This window comes from Lentzea sp. NPDC059081, from assembly GCF_042738015.1.
GTDB lineage: Bacteria > Actinomycetota > Actinomycetes > Mycobacteriales > Pseudonocardiaceae > Lentzea.
In genome coordinates this window covers 173,660-188,707 of record NZ_JBHYGW010000008.1, presented here as the reverse complement: position 1 = coordinate 188,707, position 15,048 = coordinate 173,660, and the positions used below count along the sequence as shown (strand labels likewise).

Annotated in this window: 13 protein-coding genes and 1 pseudogene; 6 read left to right on the top strand and 8 right to left on the bottom strand. The window is 64.1% G+C overall.

The features are described 5' to 3' along the window. Positions 1 to 7 precede the first annotated feature (7 nt). From ACFWV3_RS20650 to ACFWV3_RS20630, 5 genes are all read right to left on the bottom strand, one after another. The gene (locus ACFWV3_RS20650; protein WP_382413001.1) at positions 8 to 967 is read right to left on the bottom strand and encodes a tyrosine-type recombinase/integrase; all 960 of its coding nucleotides are present in this window, start codon (positions 965 to 967) and stop codon (positions 8 to 10) included. Positions 968 to 1,299: 332 nt separating this feature from the next. Beyond that, positions 1,300 to 2,511, bottom strand: coding sequence for a cytochrome P450 (locus tag ACFWV3_RS20645; RefSeq protein WP_382413000.1), 1,212 nt, complete (start codon positions 2,509 to 2,511; stop codon positions 1,300 to 1,302). A 145-nt stretch (positions 2,512 to 2,656) separates the two neighbouring features. Further along, a complete protein-coding gene (locus tag ACFWV3_RS20640) occupies positions 2,657 to 3,874 on the bottom strand; it encodes a multidrug effflux MFS transporter (protein WP_382412999.1) in 1,218 nt (405 codons plus the stop codon). 278 nt (positions 3,875 to 4,152) lie between these two features. Beyond that, positions 4,153 to 4,602, bottom strand: coding sequence for a nuclear transport factor 2 family protein (locus ACFWV3_RS20635; RefSeq protein ID WP_382412998.1), 450 nt, complete (start codon positions 4,600 to 4,602; stop codon positions 4,153 to 4,155). Then, positions 4,599 to 5,459: an NmrA family NAD(P)-binding protein gene (locus ACFWV3_RS20630; protein ID WP_382412997.1), complete on the bottom strand. Its 861-nt coding sequence runs from the start codon at positions 5,457 to 5,459 to the stop codon at positions 4,599 to 4,601. Before ACFWV3_RS20630 ends, ACFWV3_RS20635 begins: the two co-directional genes overlap by 4 nt. 474 nt (positions 5,460 to 5,933) lie before the next feature. Here ACFWV3_RS20630 and ACFWV3_RS20625 point away from each other — a divergent pair, with 474 nt between their 5' ends. The 3 genes and pseudogenes from ACFWV3_RS20625 (at position 5,934) to ACFWV3_RS20615 (ending at position 7,568) form a co-directional block, all read left to right on the top strand. Then, positions 5,934 to 6,158: a transposase gene (locus tag ACFWV3_RS20625; RefSeq protein WP_382413098.1), complete on the top strand. Its 225-nt coding sequence runs from the start codon at positions 5,934 to 5,936 to the stop codon at positions 6,156 to 6,158. 90 nt (positions 6,159 to 6,248) lie between these two features. Further along, positions 6,249 to 6,506 (top strand): annotated as a pseudogene (locus ACFWV3_RS20620) (transposase); the annotation flags it as partial. Between the two features lie 315 nt (positions 6,507 to 6,821). Further along, positions 6,822 to 7,568 (top strand): glycoside hydrolase family 3 protein, encoded by a 747-nt coding sequence (locus ACFWV3_RS20615; RefSeq protein WP_382412996.1) that lies wholly within the window; start codon positions 6,822 to 6,824, stop codon positions 7,566 to 7,568. 454 nt (positions 7,569 to 8,022) lie between these two features. On the opposite strand, the gene ACFWV3_RS20610 is transcribed toward ACFWV3_RS20615, so the two are convergent. Together ACFWV3_RS20610 and ACFWV3_RS20605 are read right to left on the bottom strand one after the other, a co-directional pair. Further along, a complete protein-coding gene (locus ACFWV3_RS20610) occupies positions 8,023 to 9,072 on the bottom strand; it encodes a methyltransferase (protein WP_382412995.1) in 1,050 nt (349 codons plus the stop codon). Positions 9,073 to 10,133: 1,061 nt separating this feature from the next. Next, positions 10,134 to 10,535 carry a nuclear transport factor 2 family protein gene (locus ACFWV3_RS20605; RefSeq protein WP_382412994.1) on the bottom strand — a complete coding sequence of 134 codons (402 nt, stop codon included), beginning with the start codon at positions 10,533 to 10,535 and terminating at the stop codon, positions 10,134 to 10,136. A gap of 132 nt (positions 10,536 to 10,667) precedes the next feature. Between ACFWV3_RS20605 and ACFWV3_RS20600 the strand changes: the two genes are divergently transcribed. The 3 genes from ACFWV3_RS20600 (at position 10,668) to ACFWV3_RS20590 (ending at position 13,642) form a co-directional block, all read left to right on the top strand. Continuing rightward, complete coding sequence (locus ACFWV3_RS20600) at positions 10,668 to 11,765, top strand: cupin domain-containing protein (protein ID WP_382412993.1); 1,098 nt, start codon at positions 10,668 to 10,670, stop codon at positions 11,763 to 11,765. Positions 11,766 to 12,009: 244 nt separating this feature from the next. Next, the gene (locus ACFWV3_RS20595; protein ID WP_382412992.1) at positions 12,010 to 12,318 is read left to right on the top strand and encodes a hypothetical protein; all 309 of its coding nucleotides are present in this window, start codon (positions 12,010 to 12,012) and stop codon (positions 12,316 to 12,318) included. Between the two features lie 397 nt (positions 12,319 to 12,715). Next, positions 12,716 to 13,642 carry a hypothetical protein gene (locus ACFWV3_RS20590; protein WP_382412991.1) on the top strand — a complete coding sequence of 309 codons (927 nt, stop codon included), beginning with the start codon at positions 12,716 to 12,718 and terminating at the stop codon, positions 13,640 to 13,642. A 533-nt stretch (positions 13,643 to 14,175) separates the two neighbouring features. Here the strand turns inward: ACFWV3_RS20590 and ACFWV3_RS20585 are convergent. Further along, entirely contained in the window at positions 14,176 to 15,039 is an 864-nt protein-coding gene (locus ACFWV3_RS20585) for a helix-turn-helix transcriptional regulator (RefSeq protein WP_382412990.1), read from the bottom strand. Positions 15,040 to 15,048 lie beyond the last annotated feature (9 nt).

Sequence of the window (15,048 nt, the reverse complement as noted above, 5' to 3'; positions counted from 1 at the left end):
CTACTGATCAGACATTTTCACCGATCCCCATTCGCAGCTGCGTCTCCTGGGCCCGCTCTGCTGCAGCACTCTGGCCGTAGTGGCGCGGCATATCTTCCGAGGTCCAGCCAAGCAGCAGCATCAGATCGCCAGTGTCGCCGCCCGCGCGCTTCCACTCATGGGCGAAGTTATGCCGCCACCGGTGCGCGTGCACTCCGGTCAGCCCCGCGGAGAGTCCACGGCGTTTGATCATGATCTTGATGCCGTTGGGCTTCAGCGGCTTGCCGCCCCGGTCGGCGAGCCAGAGGTCTGGCAGCTCGGCGCCCCTGTGCTTCACACGGGCGCGGAGGTATCGGCTGATCGCTCGTGCGGTCTTGGGCCCGTACCGGACGCGACGGTCCTTGTTGCCCTTGCCGTGGTAGTGCACCGAGTCCGTGTCCTGACTGAGGTCGTCGAGGCTGAGGTTGCCGACTTCGGATAGCCGGGCGCCGGTGTTGTAGTAGAGCCGGATGATGGCTTCGTCGCGAAGCTGGACGAAGTCCTTGCCCTTGCAGGTACCGAGGACCTTCTTGGTGTCGTCGTCGCGGATGACGGCGATGAGCTTCTTCTGCGGCTTCGGCTGCTTCACCCGCTCCATCGGTGAGCGGTCGATGTCCTCCTCGTCCAGCTGAAGCCACTTGAAGAACTGCTGCAGGCCCTTGTGCTTGTTCAGCGCCGTGGCCCCCGACCGGGTTTCGATCATCCACGCCTGGAAGAACTCGATGTGCGCACGAGTCACCTCACACGGGTCGTCGGCAGCATCGTCGGCGTCCGGGTCGGGCGAGTACTCGGCCAGGTACCGCGCGAGCTGGGCGGCAGCCAGGAGGTAGTTGTAGCGAGTGGTCTCTGGATGACTCGCGGATCGCAGCGTGCGGTCCCAATCACGCAGATAGCCCGTCCACGTCTTGGAGAGGCCGATTGAGAGCTTGTTCAGGTCCAGCAGAGGCATTGTGAAAGCCCTCCGAGTAAAGGGGTCGATGAGCGGCGTGCTTGACCCGGCGGAACTCGGCAAGATCACAAAAAGAGGGTCCTCGCAGTATCTGACCTGCGAGAACCCTCTTAGCCGTCGGGACGACAGGATTTGAACCTGCGACCCCTTGACCCCCAGTCAGGGTTCGCAGGCCGCTGAACTGCGAAAACAGGAACTTTGGACGCAGTTCGGCACGCTTGACTGCGGATCAAGTGCGGTCGCGCATATTGAGCGGCGTCTGGCAGCTGATCGGCCGTCATGCGTCATCACCGAGCGATGACGCATGACGATCATGCAGAAGCCTGTCTTCCCTACCACGTGACTTGAAGGGACTTCAGCCCGTACACCACGCTGAAGCTGTTGAACGCCACCTCGTCGTAGGGTTGAGCGAGGGCGAGGCCGGGAAAACGGCGTAGCAGCGCGGGAAAGGCTAGTCGCATCTCCATCCGCGCCAGCGGCGCCCCGAGGCAGTGGTGCAGACCGTGACCGAAGGCAACGTGTCCGGCGGCTCCGCGAGTGACGTCGAGGACGTCGGGGTCGCCGATGAAGGCGCGGTCACGGTTGGCTCCGGACAGAGACACCAGTACGAGCGACTCTGCGGGGATGGTGTGCCCGGCAATGGTCACCTCGGTCGTGGTCATGCGTGGCGGCATCGACTGCACGATCGACAACCAGCGCAGCAGTTCCTCGACGGCTGGCTCGACCCTCGCCGGGTCGTTCCGGATCAGGTCCAGCTGGTCGGGGTGGCGCAGCAGAGCGAGGGTACCCAGGCCGAGCATGTTCGAGGTCGTCTCATGCCCGGCCATCAGGAGCAGTCCGGCGACGCCGACAAGTTCGTCGGCGTCCAGGTCGTCACCATGTTCGCGCACCAGCATCCCCAGGATGTCCTCGGCGGGGTTCAGCTGGGCCTGCGCCACCAGGTCGGCCATGTACTTGCGAGTTTCGCGCTGGGCCGCGATTTGCTCCTCGGCCGGGAGGGACACGTCCAGTAACCGCCTGGTGCGGTCTTGGAACTCGGCGAGGTCGCTGTAGGGCACTCCCAGCAGCTCGCAGATCACGAGGGAGGGCACGGAGAGGGCGAAATGCGCCACCAGGTCGGCTGGTTTGCCTGCCTGCTCCAGATCGTCCAGGGCAGCCTCGACGATCTCCACGATCCGCGGTTCGAGCCTGCGCATCCGGCGGGCGGTGAACTCGGCCGTGAGCATCCGTCGCAGCCGCGTGTGTTCCGGTGGGTCAAGAGCGATCAAGTTCCCGGCCCGTATCCGCGTTTGCTCCTCGTCGCTGAGCCCGGATGCGCTGGTTGCAGGCAGCGCAATCGGTGACCGGGCGCTGCTGAACCTGGTCGGATCCGATAGCACTTCGCGCACATCGTCATAGCGACAGACCAGATAGGCGAGTTTGCCGAACGGTGTCATCACGCGCACGACACCCTCATTGTCGCGTGCCTCGGCAAGTTCCGCGACCGGGTCGAACCCGTTACGCCGCATGTTCAGCGGCAGTTCCAGCGCTTCAGTCATCTCCATGACCACCCTCCGCAATCGTGGTGATACCTACCGATTCAAATGAAATGCAAGACGACCTGCAGTTGAGGAAGGCCGCCAGAGCCGAGTGGCTATGGCGGCCTTCGGCGCCGTCGGACTCACCCGGCGGTGTGCGCCACGGCCAGTCCTAGACGACGACCGTTCGCGGCCGGTTGAACGCGAGCGAGACGAGCAGCGCGAGGACACTGAACCCGGCGATCACGGCCGCCATCGGCAGCGCCGTGCCGGGGCCGCCGACCCCCACCTGCGGGGTGGCCAGACCGCCGCCGATGACGAACTGGAGCACGCCCAGCAGCGCGCTGGCGGAACCGGCCGACCGGGCTTGGTCCGCCAGCGCGAGCGATGTGGCGTTCGGCATCGCCAGGCCGATGGCGGAGTAGAGGAAGAACAGCGGCACCAGCAGGCCGATCAGGCCGAGACCGAGGACCACCGCGGCCAGGACAGCGAGGCCGGACACGGCGGCGAACAGGAGACCGGAGTGCAGCAGGGCGTGCTCACTGAACGTGCCGACCAGCCTCCTGTTGACGAAGCCCGCGAGGATGTTGCCGGCGCCGTTGAGGCCGAACATCAGGCTGAACTGCTGCGGGCTCAGGCCGCAGACGCCCTGGAGGGCGAACGAGGAGCCGGAGATGCAAGCGAACATCGCCGCAAACAACAGGCCGGACACGAGGACGTAGCCGACGAACGAGCGCTGGGTGACCAGGCGGGCGTACGTGCGGACCACGGCTCCGGGGCGCGCAGGGGTGCGCAGGTCGGCGGGCAGCGACTCCGGCAGTAGCAGCATCAAGACGATCAGCAGCAAGGATCCGATCACGGCTAGGGCGACGAACACGCCTCGCCACGACATGAAGGTCGGTAGATGGGCGCCGATGACTGGTGCCAGCACCGGGGCCACGCCGTTGACCAGCGAGAGAGTGGAGAAGAATCGGGCCATCTCCACGCCGGAGTACCGGTCGCGCACGATCGCCCTGGTGATCACCAGGGCGGCGGCAGCGCCGATGGCCTGGACGGTGCGGGCCGCGATGAGCACGCCGCTCGTGGGACTGATCGCGCATAGCACGGAGCCGACGGCGTAGAGCGCGAGACCGATGAGCAGGGGGCGGCGCCTGCCCAGGGAGTCCGACAACGGGCCGACGACCAGCTGGCCGAGTGCCAGGCCGATGGTGAACGAGGTCAGCGTGAGCTGGACCGTCGCGTCCGCGGCGTGCAAGTCCCCGGCCATCTGCGGCATAGCAGGCAGGTACATGTCGATCGACAGCGGCCCAAACGCGGTGAGCCCGCCGAGCACGAGGGCCAGTTTCAGCACCGCCGGCGCGACCAGGGGACGTTCGGCCGTGGCGCTCATCGTTCTCCTGCACTAGGAATGGTGATCCATAAGGCACGAATCCAGTCCGCGGTTGGATTGTCTCCATGAGACCTGAACCCTGCACCTTTGAGAGATCAGAATATTCAATGTCTGCAGCCGTATCGAATTTGACATACCACGATCTGGCCGAGTGTGAAAACGACCCTGTTTGAATCAGAGCAATGAAGAGAAAGGTTCGCATCAGCAAGCACTGTCGCGGCGGCATGGTGGCGCGTTCCGGTTTTTGCGCGGGGTGACGCCGCGCAAAAACCGGTTTGCTACGCGCTGGCGGTGGGCCATCCCGACGCGTTGAAGATCGCGACGGGATCGAGGTAGTCGCGCCAGCGGACGACTTTGCGGTTCTCGATCGTGATCACGGAGACGAACTGGTTGTCGTAGGCACGGCCTGTGTGCACGGCTTCTCCGTGTACCCGGTACTCCAGCACGACCACGGACTTCGCGGGATCCCAGTGGACATCGAGGTCGTCGGAACTGCGCAGTCGCATGAACCGGCCATACGAGCGGTAGAGCTCTGCGACGGCGTGCCGCCCCTCTACGCGCCGCGGATAGCCCGGCACGGACACCACATACTCGAACACCGTGTCGTCGGCGAGCAGGTCGAAGAAGTGGTCGCCGTCAGCATGATCGCGCAGTCCCTGCTCGACGATGCGAAAAAACGGCTTGAGGGCGTCGAAATCTTCGATGCTTGCGATGCCGTGGACGGTCACGCGCTCGTCTTCGCGCCGGGGCGCCAGGTGTCGGCATTGCGCTGGGCGAACTCGCGGAAGCTCGTGGCGGGTTTGCCGGTGACCTTCTCGACGTCGTCGTTGGGGATCGCGCCGTTGCCGGACATGATGGCGCCGGTGAGCCACCGCAGCATCACCGTATACTCCGCCGGAAGAAATCCGGCGTCGATCGGAAGGCTGATCCAGGTCTCCTGGTCGATGTCACGATGCACGATCTGATTCCCTGAAACCGACGAGATGATCTCGGCAACCTCGGCGAAGGTGAGCGCCTCAGGACCGGTCGGGGAGTACACCGCGCCGGCGTGCGCCTCGGGGGCGAGCAGGGTAGCGGCCGCGACGGCGGCAATGTCGGCTGCGTCGACGAATGCTTCCCTGCCTCCCTTGGTGGGTGCGGTGATCGCGCCGTCGATGACCGGGAGGTGCTCGTCGCTGAAGTTCTGCATCACCCACGCAGGGCGCACGACGGAGTGCGTGAACCCGGTTCGGTGGGCGAGGTCCGCCTCGACGGCGCCGATGTCGACTTCGGCGGGCGCCTGATCTCCGTTGTAGGTGCTGAGGTAAGTCACATGCCTCACTCCGGCCTTCTCCGCCATGTCGAGAAATGCCGTGACCTGGCCGGCGTAGGTGGTGCGCGCGACCGGCGTCACCAGGTAGACGCGGTCGACCCCGTGGAGGGCGGGTCCGTGAGTTGCCGGGTCGTCCCAGTCGAACACGACATCGCTGCCGCTGCGCGACGCGGTCCGCACGGACAATCCCTGAGTGCTCAGCGTCTTGGCGATACGAGAACCGGAACGGCCGGTACCGCCAAGCACGAGAACACCTTGTGAGGCGTTGGTCATGATATGAGACTCCAGCAGTCTCATGAGCGTATCAATGCGCAGAACACTTGAATTATTAAGCTAGGCGCTCATCCTTCGAGCGTGAGCGGCGTGAACTTCGTGCTGGCGCGGGTCTCAACTTGTCTCTTGAGGAAGCAGGTGGTGAGACGTACCCCTATGTGCTTGTGAGTGCACCCTTGATTGAGCATCTTCTTGCGACAGAAGGACGATCGCCGGGAGTTCGACCGCTGTCTAACCACGCGGGCGGACGGGTTGTTCGAGTTGACCGGCGCCGTGCTCTGCACCGACAGCCCGGTCCGGACGTTGGTCGGACTATCCCTAGCGCCGGAGCACCGATAAGGCCACGGTGACCTCTACCACGCGATCAACAACGGCCGGGTCGACTACGACCGCCTGCGGAATCTCCTTGCCGCGCAACGGTTGCCGAAAGCAGCGGACGAACGGATCGCGCTGGCGGCGGATGTGCCGCCCTGACTGCGGCCCGACGCCAGCACCTCCCCGAGGCCGTCGTTCTGCCACACTTACGGACGCAGCAAGAGCGAACACCGCATGCTCCCCAACTGGCCGTACTCCGTCGTGGCCGCCCTGAAGACCGGCCGGACCTCGTGGACGGCCACGCTCGACGCGACCCGATTGCCGCCCGGCGTCTATCTCGTCGCGGTATCACCACGCAGGTCCGCGGCGACATGCAACACCTGATCGCCGCAGGACACCGGCACGAGGGCGATCCGGAAATCCTGGTGGTGCTGGACGCCGGCTACGACACCCCGCGCACCGCTCACCTACTCGGTGACCTGCCGGTACTCGTTCCGGGTGGTCGTCACCGCCGCGTCGGTCCCGGACTCGACTGCGGGCAAGGAGATTCTGGACTGGCTTGCCGCGCATCCGGATGTGTCCACGGCTTGGGTGGACTGTGGCTGCAACGACTCCGTTCTCCGCCACGGGGTTCGCGTCGAGGTTGTCAACCGTGTTGCCGCCACGGGGTTTCATGTCCTTCCGCGCCGCTGGACGGTCGAGCGGACCTTCGGCTGGTTGACGTGGCGCCGTTGACTCGTGCGCGACTACGAGACTTTGCCGCAGCGTTCTCGCACGACGGCCCTCTGGGCAATGGTTAACAAAATGACCCGATTGGCGGCCGATGAATCCGCCCAGGCCTGGCGAAACGACACGATTAAAAAGGACTTATCTGCCAATTAGCCCAGGTGAGCGGTTGACGCCCCACGTCTTCACCATACGGTCACCTCCGCAGACCAAATTTTAGGAATTAATCTCGACACTCTCGCCTTGTTCACGACGCTTGATCGGAGGTGCCTGGTCGATGACGGACAGGATGACCGGGGGCGCCGACGGCGAGATACCCGTGTGGCGGGACGTTCACCGTCCAACCCGGAACGGGCGGAGGCGCTCGTCGCCGCGATGACCCTGGACGAGCTCGCCCAGCTCGTCGGGGTGTGGGTGGGAGCGGACCCCTCCGGCGGGGCCGTGGTGCCTCGCCAGTCGGACATGACCGGCGAGCCCGTGGCGTGGCCCGAGGTGATCGCCAACGGCCTCGGTCAGCTCACCCGTCCGTTCGGCACCCGGCCGGTGACTCCCGCAGCGGGCGCGCGGTCGTTGGCGCTGTCGCAGCGGCAGATCGTGGCGGCGAGCCGGTTCGGGATTCCCGCGCTGGTGCACGAGGAGTGCCTCACCGGGTTCGCTGCCTGGCAGGCGACGACCTACCCGGCACCGCTGTCCTGGGGCGCTTCCTTCGACCCGGCGCTGGTGGTGGAGATGGCGGGCCTGATCGGCGAGTCGATGCGCGCGGTCGGCGTGCACCAGGGGCTGGCACCGGTCCTCGACGTCACGCGCGACTACCGCTGGGGCCGCACCGAGGAGACGATCGGTGAGGATCCGTACCTGGTCGGAACCGTTGGCACGGCGTACGTCCACGGCCTGGAGGGATCAGGAATTGTCGCCACGCTCAAGCACTTCGCCGGGTACTCGGCGTCCCGAGCAGGCCGCAACCTCGCACCGGTGGCGATCGGCGCGCGCGAGCTCGCGGACGTGGTGCTGCCGCCGTTCGAGATGGCCGTGCGCGACGGCAGGGTGCGATCGGTGATGAACTCCTAAAGCGAGATCGACGGCGTTCCCATCGGCCGGATAGATGAAGTCGCCGCCCGAGAGAGAACTCAAACCCATGTAGACACCGTCGGGATGCGGCGCGCCGGGCTTGCCTGGGGCGCAGCCGGGGTTGAAGTAGACGAATATCCTCCGTCGAGCCAGCACTGTGTACGACAGTGCTGGCTCAGGCAAGGTCTGGCACACGCCGACTTTGTCGTCACCGTGTCGAACTGGAAGATGCTGCCCGTCTGTTGTGCATCGGTGTAGAGGCGGGCGCCTGGCAGATCGTCAGCGGTCGCGGCGGGCCCCACCGCGATGACACCCAACAGGGCATTCCGGTCGCGGCGCCGGCCAGCGCGGTCCGGCGAATCGTCATTCCGTTCACCTCCTCAATCGCTGTTACACCGCTTGCCTGAAGCGCTTCATCGGCAGCAGGCGAGCAGGACTCGATCGATGTCGCCGGCTACTGCAACTCGAGTTCGATCAGCGACCAGCTCGAGTGGGTTGCCGCGACCGATACGCGCTTCCAGCCGCTGGCTGTGAATAGCGCGTCGAACTCGTCCAGATCTCGTTCCTTCCCAGAGCTCAGCGCGAGCATGTTCATGTCCAGAAGCGCTGCGGGATCCGGTGTACCGAGTTCACCGACAAGCGTCTCGACCACAAGCAGGCGTGCACCGGCGTGCGCCGAGGCCCGGCAGTTGCGCAAGATCTTGACGCACCGGTCGTCGTCCCAGTCGTGCAAGATCCATTTCAGCAGGTAGTAGTCGGCTTCGGGAACGGAGACGAAGAAGTCCCCGGCCGTGACGGAGAATCGGTGGGCCAGTTCTCTCTGGTCGGCCGTGAGCCGCACGCTGTCCACGACGTGTGGCAAGTCAAGCAGCTCTCCCTGGATCTCTGGGTGCGCGTGCAGCAGAGAGATCAGCAGAGCGCCTGCCGCACCGCCGACGTCGACGACCCGCTTCGCGCCGTCGAGATCGAGCAGTGCCACGATGTCGTCAACGGATGCGATTGTCCTGGCTGTCATCCCACGCGTGAATCCCGCCACTTCGGCGGGATTGCACGCGTAGTACTCGAAGATGTCCATTCCGAGCGCACGCTCTGCCTGGCTCGTGCCAGTGCGGATCGCCTCCGGAAAGCGGCCCCAGGGCAGCCAGTGCCCTGGGGCGCCTTGGACGAGTGCTACTTCGCGCAGTGATCCCGGCACGCCCGCCCGCAGCCGCTGTCCCAGGGGCGTCACCCCGAATCCACTGTCCTTGTTGTAGGAGAGCACGCCCAGTGCCACACAGGCTCGCAGCAGGCGGCGAGTTGCGTTCGGGTCAGCTTCTGCACGTTCGGCCACAACCGCGCTGGTGACGGCGCCGTCGGCGACGTGGTCGGCCACGTTCAGCTCGGCCGCAGCACGTAACGTCTGCGAGACTCGGTGCGCGGTCACCATCCTGTAAAGTTCTTCGGCCTCACGGGCTGATTCCGCCTCATCCGACGTGAGCGGGGCCAGAGCAGTGCTGAAAGGCATGATTCCAAAAGACTTTCTATGAGACCAGGCGGCCGACCTGCCATGGTCAACCGCCTGCGACTGGCAGAGTGTTCGCGTCAAAAGGGGCCTGACGCGCCACTCGACAGCATCGATTCGCGTTTCGGCAGATGCGAGGTCGATCAAGCGTCTGCACGGTATCGCGTTGCACACCTAATCCGACCCTGCCGATACTTCAGTGAATCCGTTCGAGGAGGCACGGCGCATCTCGGTCATCCCAGTCGTACAACACCATGAACAGCAGGTGAATCACGGCGGACGGCCTTAGCTCGAAGAACTCCTCCCAGCACCTCGATTTCATGCTCTTCACGGTTCGTTTTCGAGCAAGAATCTTGAATCTTGAGTCACCGCAACTGCACTGCCGCAAAGTGCCATGCGGGGTTTCCACGACAGAATAGTTGTGTCGAATCAGCTCCGAAGTCAGCGCAATGGAGCTGATTCGACAACTATCGACGCCTGGCGATAGCGGATAGTCGCTCGCTCGCGATAACCGAGCGAGCAGCAACGTTAGCCCCGACCTCAGAGAAGGCCATCCAGCAAGACTTTCAAAAGAAGTAATCCGCCGGAAGAAGACAGGTCTAGGTCGACGATTAGTCGCAGGCGGGGCATACTGCGGAATGCCGCCATCAACGGATTCGCTGCGGATGCAGCTCCGTCATTACGAGCACTGAACTCCGCCACCGAAGTTGTGGCATTCGAAAGCCTGGTGGTAACCGCTGGGTTCAGCATTCGCGATAGCCGCGCCAGCGGTGAGCAGTACGCTCAGCGCCAGAATTGCGGTCATTGCGAGCTTCTTGGTTGCGGTTTTGAGCATGGCGCAGTTTCTCCCTCGTGCAACGCCGTCGAATTATTCGACGATATTTTTCCGGGCATTCTCGGCTTGAACTATCTCCGGGTTTTGCAGTCAGAGATTTCTTAAGTTGATGTGGGATTTCCTCTCGGTTTGGCATGCGTCATGTGCGGCGGAGTTCTGGGGGCGTTGGGGGCGGAATTGCCCGAGCATGAACGCCGCTGCAGAAGATCAAGACTCGAAGTGCCCGGGCTCAAGGCTTCAACACCTGAAAATGTCGTGCAGGATCTGCCATGACAGCGACATGTTCCGGCCGCTGGCGCCGACCGGTCTGCTGCGCGCTGGCGGTGGGCCATCCCGACGCGTTGAAGATCGCGACGGGATCGAGGTAGTCGCGCCAGCGGACGACTTTGCGGTTCTCGATCGTGATCACGGAGACGAACTGGTTGTCGTAGGCACGGCCTGTGTGCACGGCTTCTCCGTGTACCCGGTACTCCAGCACGACCACGGACTTCGCGGGATCCCAGTGGACATCGAGGTCGTCGGAGCTGCGCAGTCGCATGAACCGGCCATACGAGCGGTAGAGCTCTGCGACGGCGTGCCGCCCCTCTACGCGCCGCGGATAGCCCGGCACGGACACCACATACTCGAACACCGTGAAGCGTTGGTCATGGCATGAGACTCCACCAGGCCGATGAACGTTTCAATGCGCGAAACACTCGAGTTGTTGTGCTGGACGCTCATTGTGCCGCGTTGAGTGGCGTGATCGCACTACATCCCCGGGTCGATGGCGCTCATGCCGGTGATCAGCGACCAGTCCGTCGAGGCACTCCACATGTCGACGCCGTCCAACTGCCGCGCTTCGGTCACGCACGGCGAGCTGAGAGTCTTGATGAGCTTGACCCCGGAATCGAATACGTACGACACTCGCGCCATGGACGTCTTGCACGAGCACCTCATGCGGGCGCGCGCCTCGGGCGGGGTATTCGCGCGGTCGGTGGCGCAGCCGCCCTGGGGTCTGAGGCTGCCCGGCTCGATCCAGCTCGCGGTGCACGCGTTGGTCCGCGGCCGGATGTGGCTGTGGCTCGACGGTTCCGAGCCCGTTGAACTCGCGGCGGGTGACGTCGCGCTGGTGCGCGGCGGCCCTGATCATTTCGTCGCGCACGAGCCCGGCGCGATGTGCCTGGTCCCAGAGCAATTCCGCGTCCAGCACGCCGACGACGCGCTCGCCCCGCCACAAGAGGTGCACACGTTCCTGTGTGGCGCCTACGTGCTCGCTGGTGACGTTGGCCGCGGACTGCTGGAGGCCCTGCCGCCGGTACTGCACCTGCCAGCCACCGACGGCAACCCGCTGCACGACGCCGTTGCGCTCATTTCCTCCGAACTCACCGGCGCTGCGCCTGGACAGCAGACTGTCCTCGACCGGCTGCTGGACGTGCTGCTCGTGTTGTCACTGCGTGCTTGCTTCCACAGTGGCGAACATGCTCCTCGCTGGTACAGGGCCGCGTCCGACGCACGACTGGCCCCCGCTCTCAACGCCATCCACGCGCACGCGGAGCGGGCATGGACGGTGACTGAACTCGCTGCTGCCGCCGGCTTGTCCCGTGCCACCTTCGCCCGTCACTTCCAGAACGCACTTGGACAGACACCCATGCAGTACCTGACGGACTGGCGCATGACACTGGCCCGTGATCACCTAACAGATGGCGAGCTGACACTCACGCAGATCGCGACCCGCACCGGCTACGCCTCGCCCTATGCGTTCGCGGCGGCTTTTCGCCGTCAGCACGGATTGCCACCTGGACAGTGGCGGCGACACGCCGTGCAGCGATCGCGAAGCCACGCCAACACCGATGGCATCCATGGATCCACACATCACGACTAAGCCGAATTGACAGTCAACCGACGGCAGCACGGTCCTGCTTGTCCAGAATCACATGCAAGGCAATCCACAATCCACAGTGGACACACCGCACCGAGCGGTGCACCTGTGGTAGAGACCGCAGTAGTCGCCGATGCCCAAAGGAGAGCGGCGGTCGGCGGATCATCGCCGTCACCGGCCGAACGTCACCGACGACACGGTGTCGTCCAAATTGATCTTCGACAGGTCAGGGACTTCCCTAGTCGTCGTGAGCGACTTGTCCGCGCAGTCCTTTTCGGACCATAACGTGACCTTGACCGACGACGCGGTGTTGTCCGAGGAGACGTTGCGGCAGCCAAGTCCGATCAAGGACTCCCGGGCCTCCCTTGCCAAAATTCGCGACATCGAAGAGCTCGACTTTGTTGTCGTCGGCGTCACGCGTCACCGGTGCGGACGGCCGAGCCTTCTCCCCGTCCGGCCGCAATCCGAACCACTTGTCGCCGATGCCGTGACCCTTGGTGTCACCGATCTGAGCGTCTTCGCTGTAGTAGCAGGCGGGATGTCCGGCGATGGGTGAGTTGTCGAATGCCATCCTGACGCTGAAGCACCCCGATGATGCTCTTGTCCAAGCCTTCGAGGTAGATGGTGGCGCCCTTGCCCACCGGGACCGGCGGCCAGGTCCTGGAACACGACTGGTCACACACGGACCTCGACGGTTGAGCCCTGGCCAGGCCGGGGCGAGCACCACTCTCTCAGCGGCCAAGGGGATGGGGAATCCCGGTTCAGCAACCGGGATGGCCTTTCAGCCATGAAACCGGTGCTCAGACTGAATTCCGCGCAGTCAGAGTGTGGACCCGAGCCCCCGGACATGTGTGACGACGGTCTCAAGTCGAAGTTCGTTGAACCGCTCCTTGAGCGTGGTCGTGTTGATGATGAACAGGTCGGCAAGTCCACTTAGGAATGAGAGTAACCCCATGCGTCGTAAGCAAGTTGGGCTCGTTGCTGCCGTCTTCGCGGTTGGTGTTGTTGCGTTGACGGCTTGCGGTCAGAGCGCCACCACATCCGGTTCACCTGCCCCAGTTCAGGAGCAGGTGCAGGAAGCGCCGCCCAATGAGGCGGAGACGGACGCGCAGTCCGGAGTGGACTTCTTCCGAGGTACCGCGTACTCCAACAGGGCGTTCCAGAACACCGGTGATCGCGCGCCAGAAAGCGCTTCCATCGACGTCAAGCAGAAGTGGGTAGAGCTTCGCGTCGGCAACGCCGGTGGCCTGGAACCTGCTGTAGTGAACGGAAAGGGGCTCTCTGTCTACTGGTTCAGCGATGATCCGGTGAACGGCGGCGTCTCCAAGTGCAACGATGAGTGCGCCAAGACCTGGCCCGCGATCACTGTCACCAAGGGCAGCAAGCTGTTCTTCCCGGGGATCCGGCGCGAGAACATCGGTTTCATCAAGCGCCAGGACGGCCAGACTCAGGTGACGATCGGCGGTCGACCGATCTACCTCTTCGACAAGGACAAGAAGGCGGGCGACATCCTCGGCCAGAACGTCGGTGGCAAGTGGTTCGTGATCAACCCTGAGGGTAAGCGGGCGGTGCCTGGGGGCGAGTCGCCGAATCAGGGCAGCCAGTCGGCACCCGGTGTGAAACCTGCCGACTCGGTGACTTTCTTCAGCGGCAAGAACCAGAAGGACTTCGGCGACAGCTTCGCGGTCGGCGTCAAGGTCGGGGCGAAGTGCGCCGACCTCCGCGGTGGATTCCAGTCGCTGTCCCCGGACGGTGCCGTGAAGATCTGGTCCGAGCCAGGCTGCAAGGGCAAGTCCGCCATCGTGAGCGGTCCGGTGAACGACACGTCCGCCGCACCGATCGGTTTCCCGGGCGGCGTGAAGTCCTACGTCCGTGCATGAACCTGACTAGGTGACCTGAGAACGCCGCCAGAGCCCTCATGCTCTGGCGGCGTTCTCGTCTCGTTGCTCTGCTTTTGTGGTACACGCAATGGTGAACAGCGGACTCGGTTCCCTCCAGCGTGAGGCTTTCGACTTCGCAGCTGGGAGTCGGCAAGGAGTACTTCGTTGGCCTGACACGAGTAACGGCTAGGGCCTCTGCCCACCACCAACTCCCCGGCGCGCCAACCCTGCGCCGGACAGAAGTTCAGCCTCATCACGCCGTGGTAACGGTGCCGGACTGCCCAGGACGTGTACAGGTATCAGCAGACAGGGCAGCACGCTGGCTTCGGCACCTGCAACCGGCAGCCCCGAGGTGGTGCATCTTTGCCGACCACCCTCGAGATCCCCCAGGATCAAGGCCACACCGGTGCAGGGCCGACGTCAAGCCCAGTGCCGCAGTCAGGACAACAACCTCTCGCCTGCTCCGACTGGTTCCGGCAGCACGCATGACAGATCCAGGACCTACCGTTGAACTTGCCGATGGCCGCATCCACTCAGAACACGTTGATCGCTGACAGCAGCTGGAGCTTTTCGCAGGTTTCACTGCCAGGCACCGCCGTCATGACAAGCAGGCTCTGCGATTGATCCGGATCAAGGAGCGTCTGCCCCTGCAATTCGAGCATGCCCACGCGGGGATGAATGATCTTCTTTGCTTCATAATAGGGGCTGGGCACGACGTGACTTTCCCATAGCGAATGGAACTCTCCGCTCGACGCCAGCAGAGCGCTCACGACGGCATGAGCTCGCGAGTTGACGCCCTGGCGTGCGTACGCCAGCCGCAGAGTGCCGGCAATGGTCTTGCTGTGACTCTCATGATCATCAGCCGGATACAGATTCCTGCTGGCTGGATCGGTGAACCACCTGTAGGCCTTGCTGCGGGCAAACCCGGTGAACGCCATCTCATCACCGAATATCGCAACGTGCAGCTGCGTCTGACGAAGGGTTTCAGTCAGCTCGTTGAGCACCATGGCCGCAGTGTTGTCAAGGCTGTCGATGATGCGCATCATGCCGGGGTTCACGTGGTCGAAGCGCTCGACACGGGCCGGTACGGCATACCCGGCGAGCTGGAAAAGATAGTCGCGTTCGGCGAGCGACAAGCGCAGGCCCTGCGCCAGCGCCGCGAGCATGGGCTCCGACGGGACCGGCCCCGCGAACTGTTCCAGCCGGGTGTAGTAATCGGCCGACATCCCTGTTGCCACTGCGACCTCTTCGCGACGCAGTCCGCTGGTACGACGTCGCTGCCCCCGCGGCATCCCGACGTCTTCAGGCTGCAGGGCCGCGCGACGTGCACGCAGGAACTGGGCGAGACCGGCTCGATCCATGTGCCTATTCTCGCCGCGGCCCGAGTCGTGATCCATGCTCCGGTC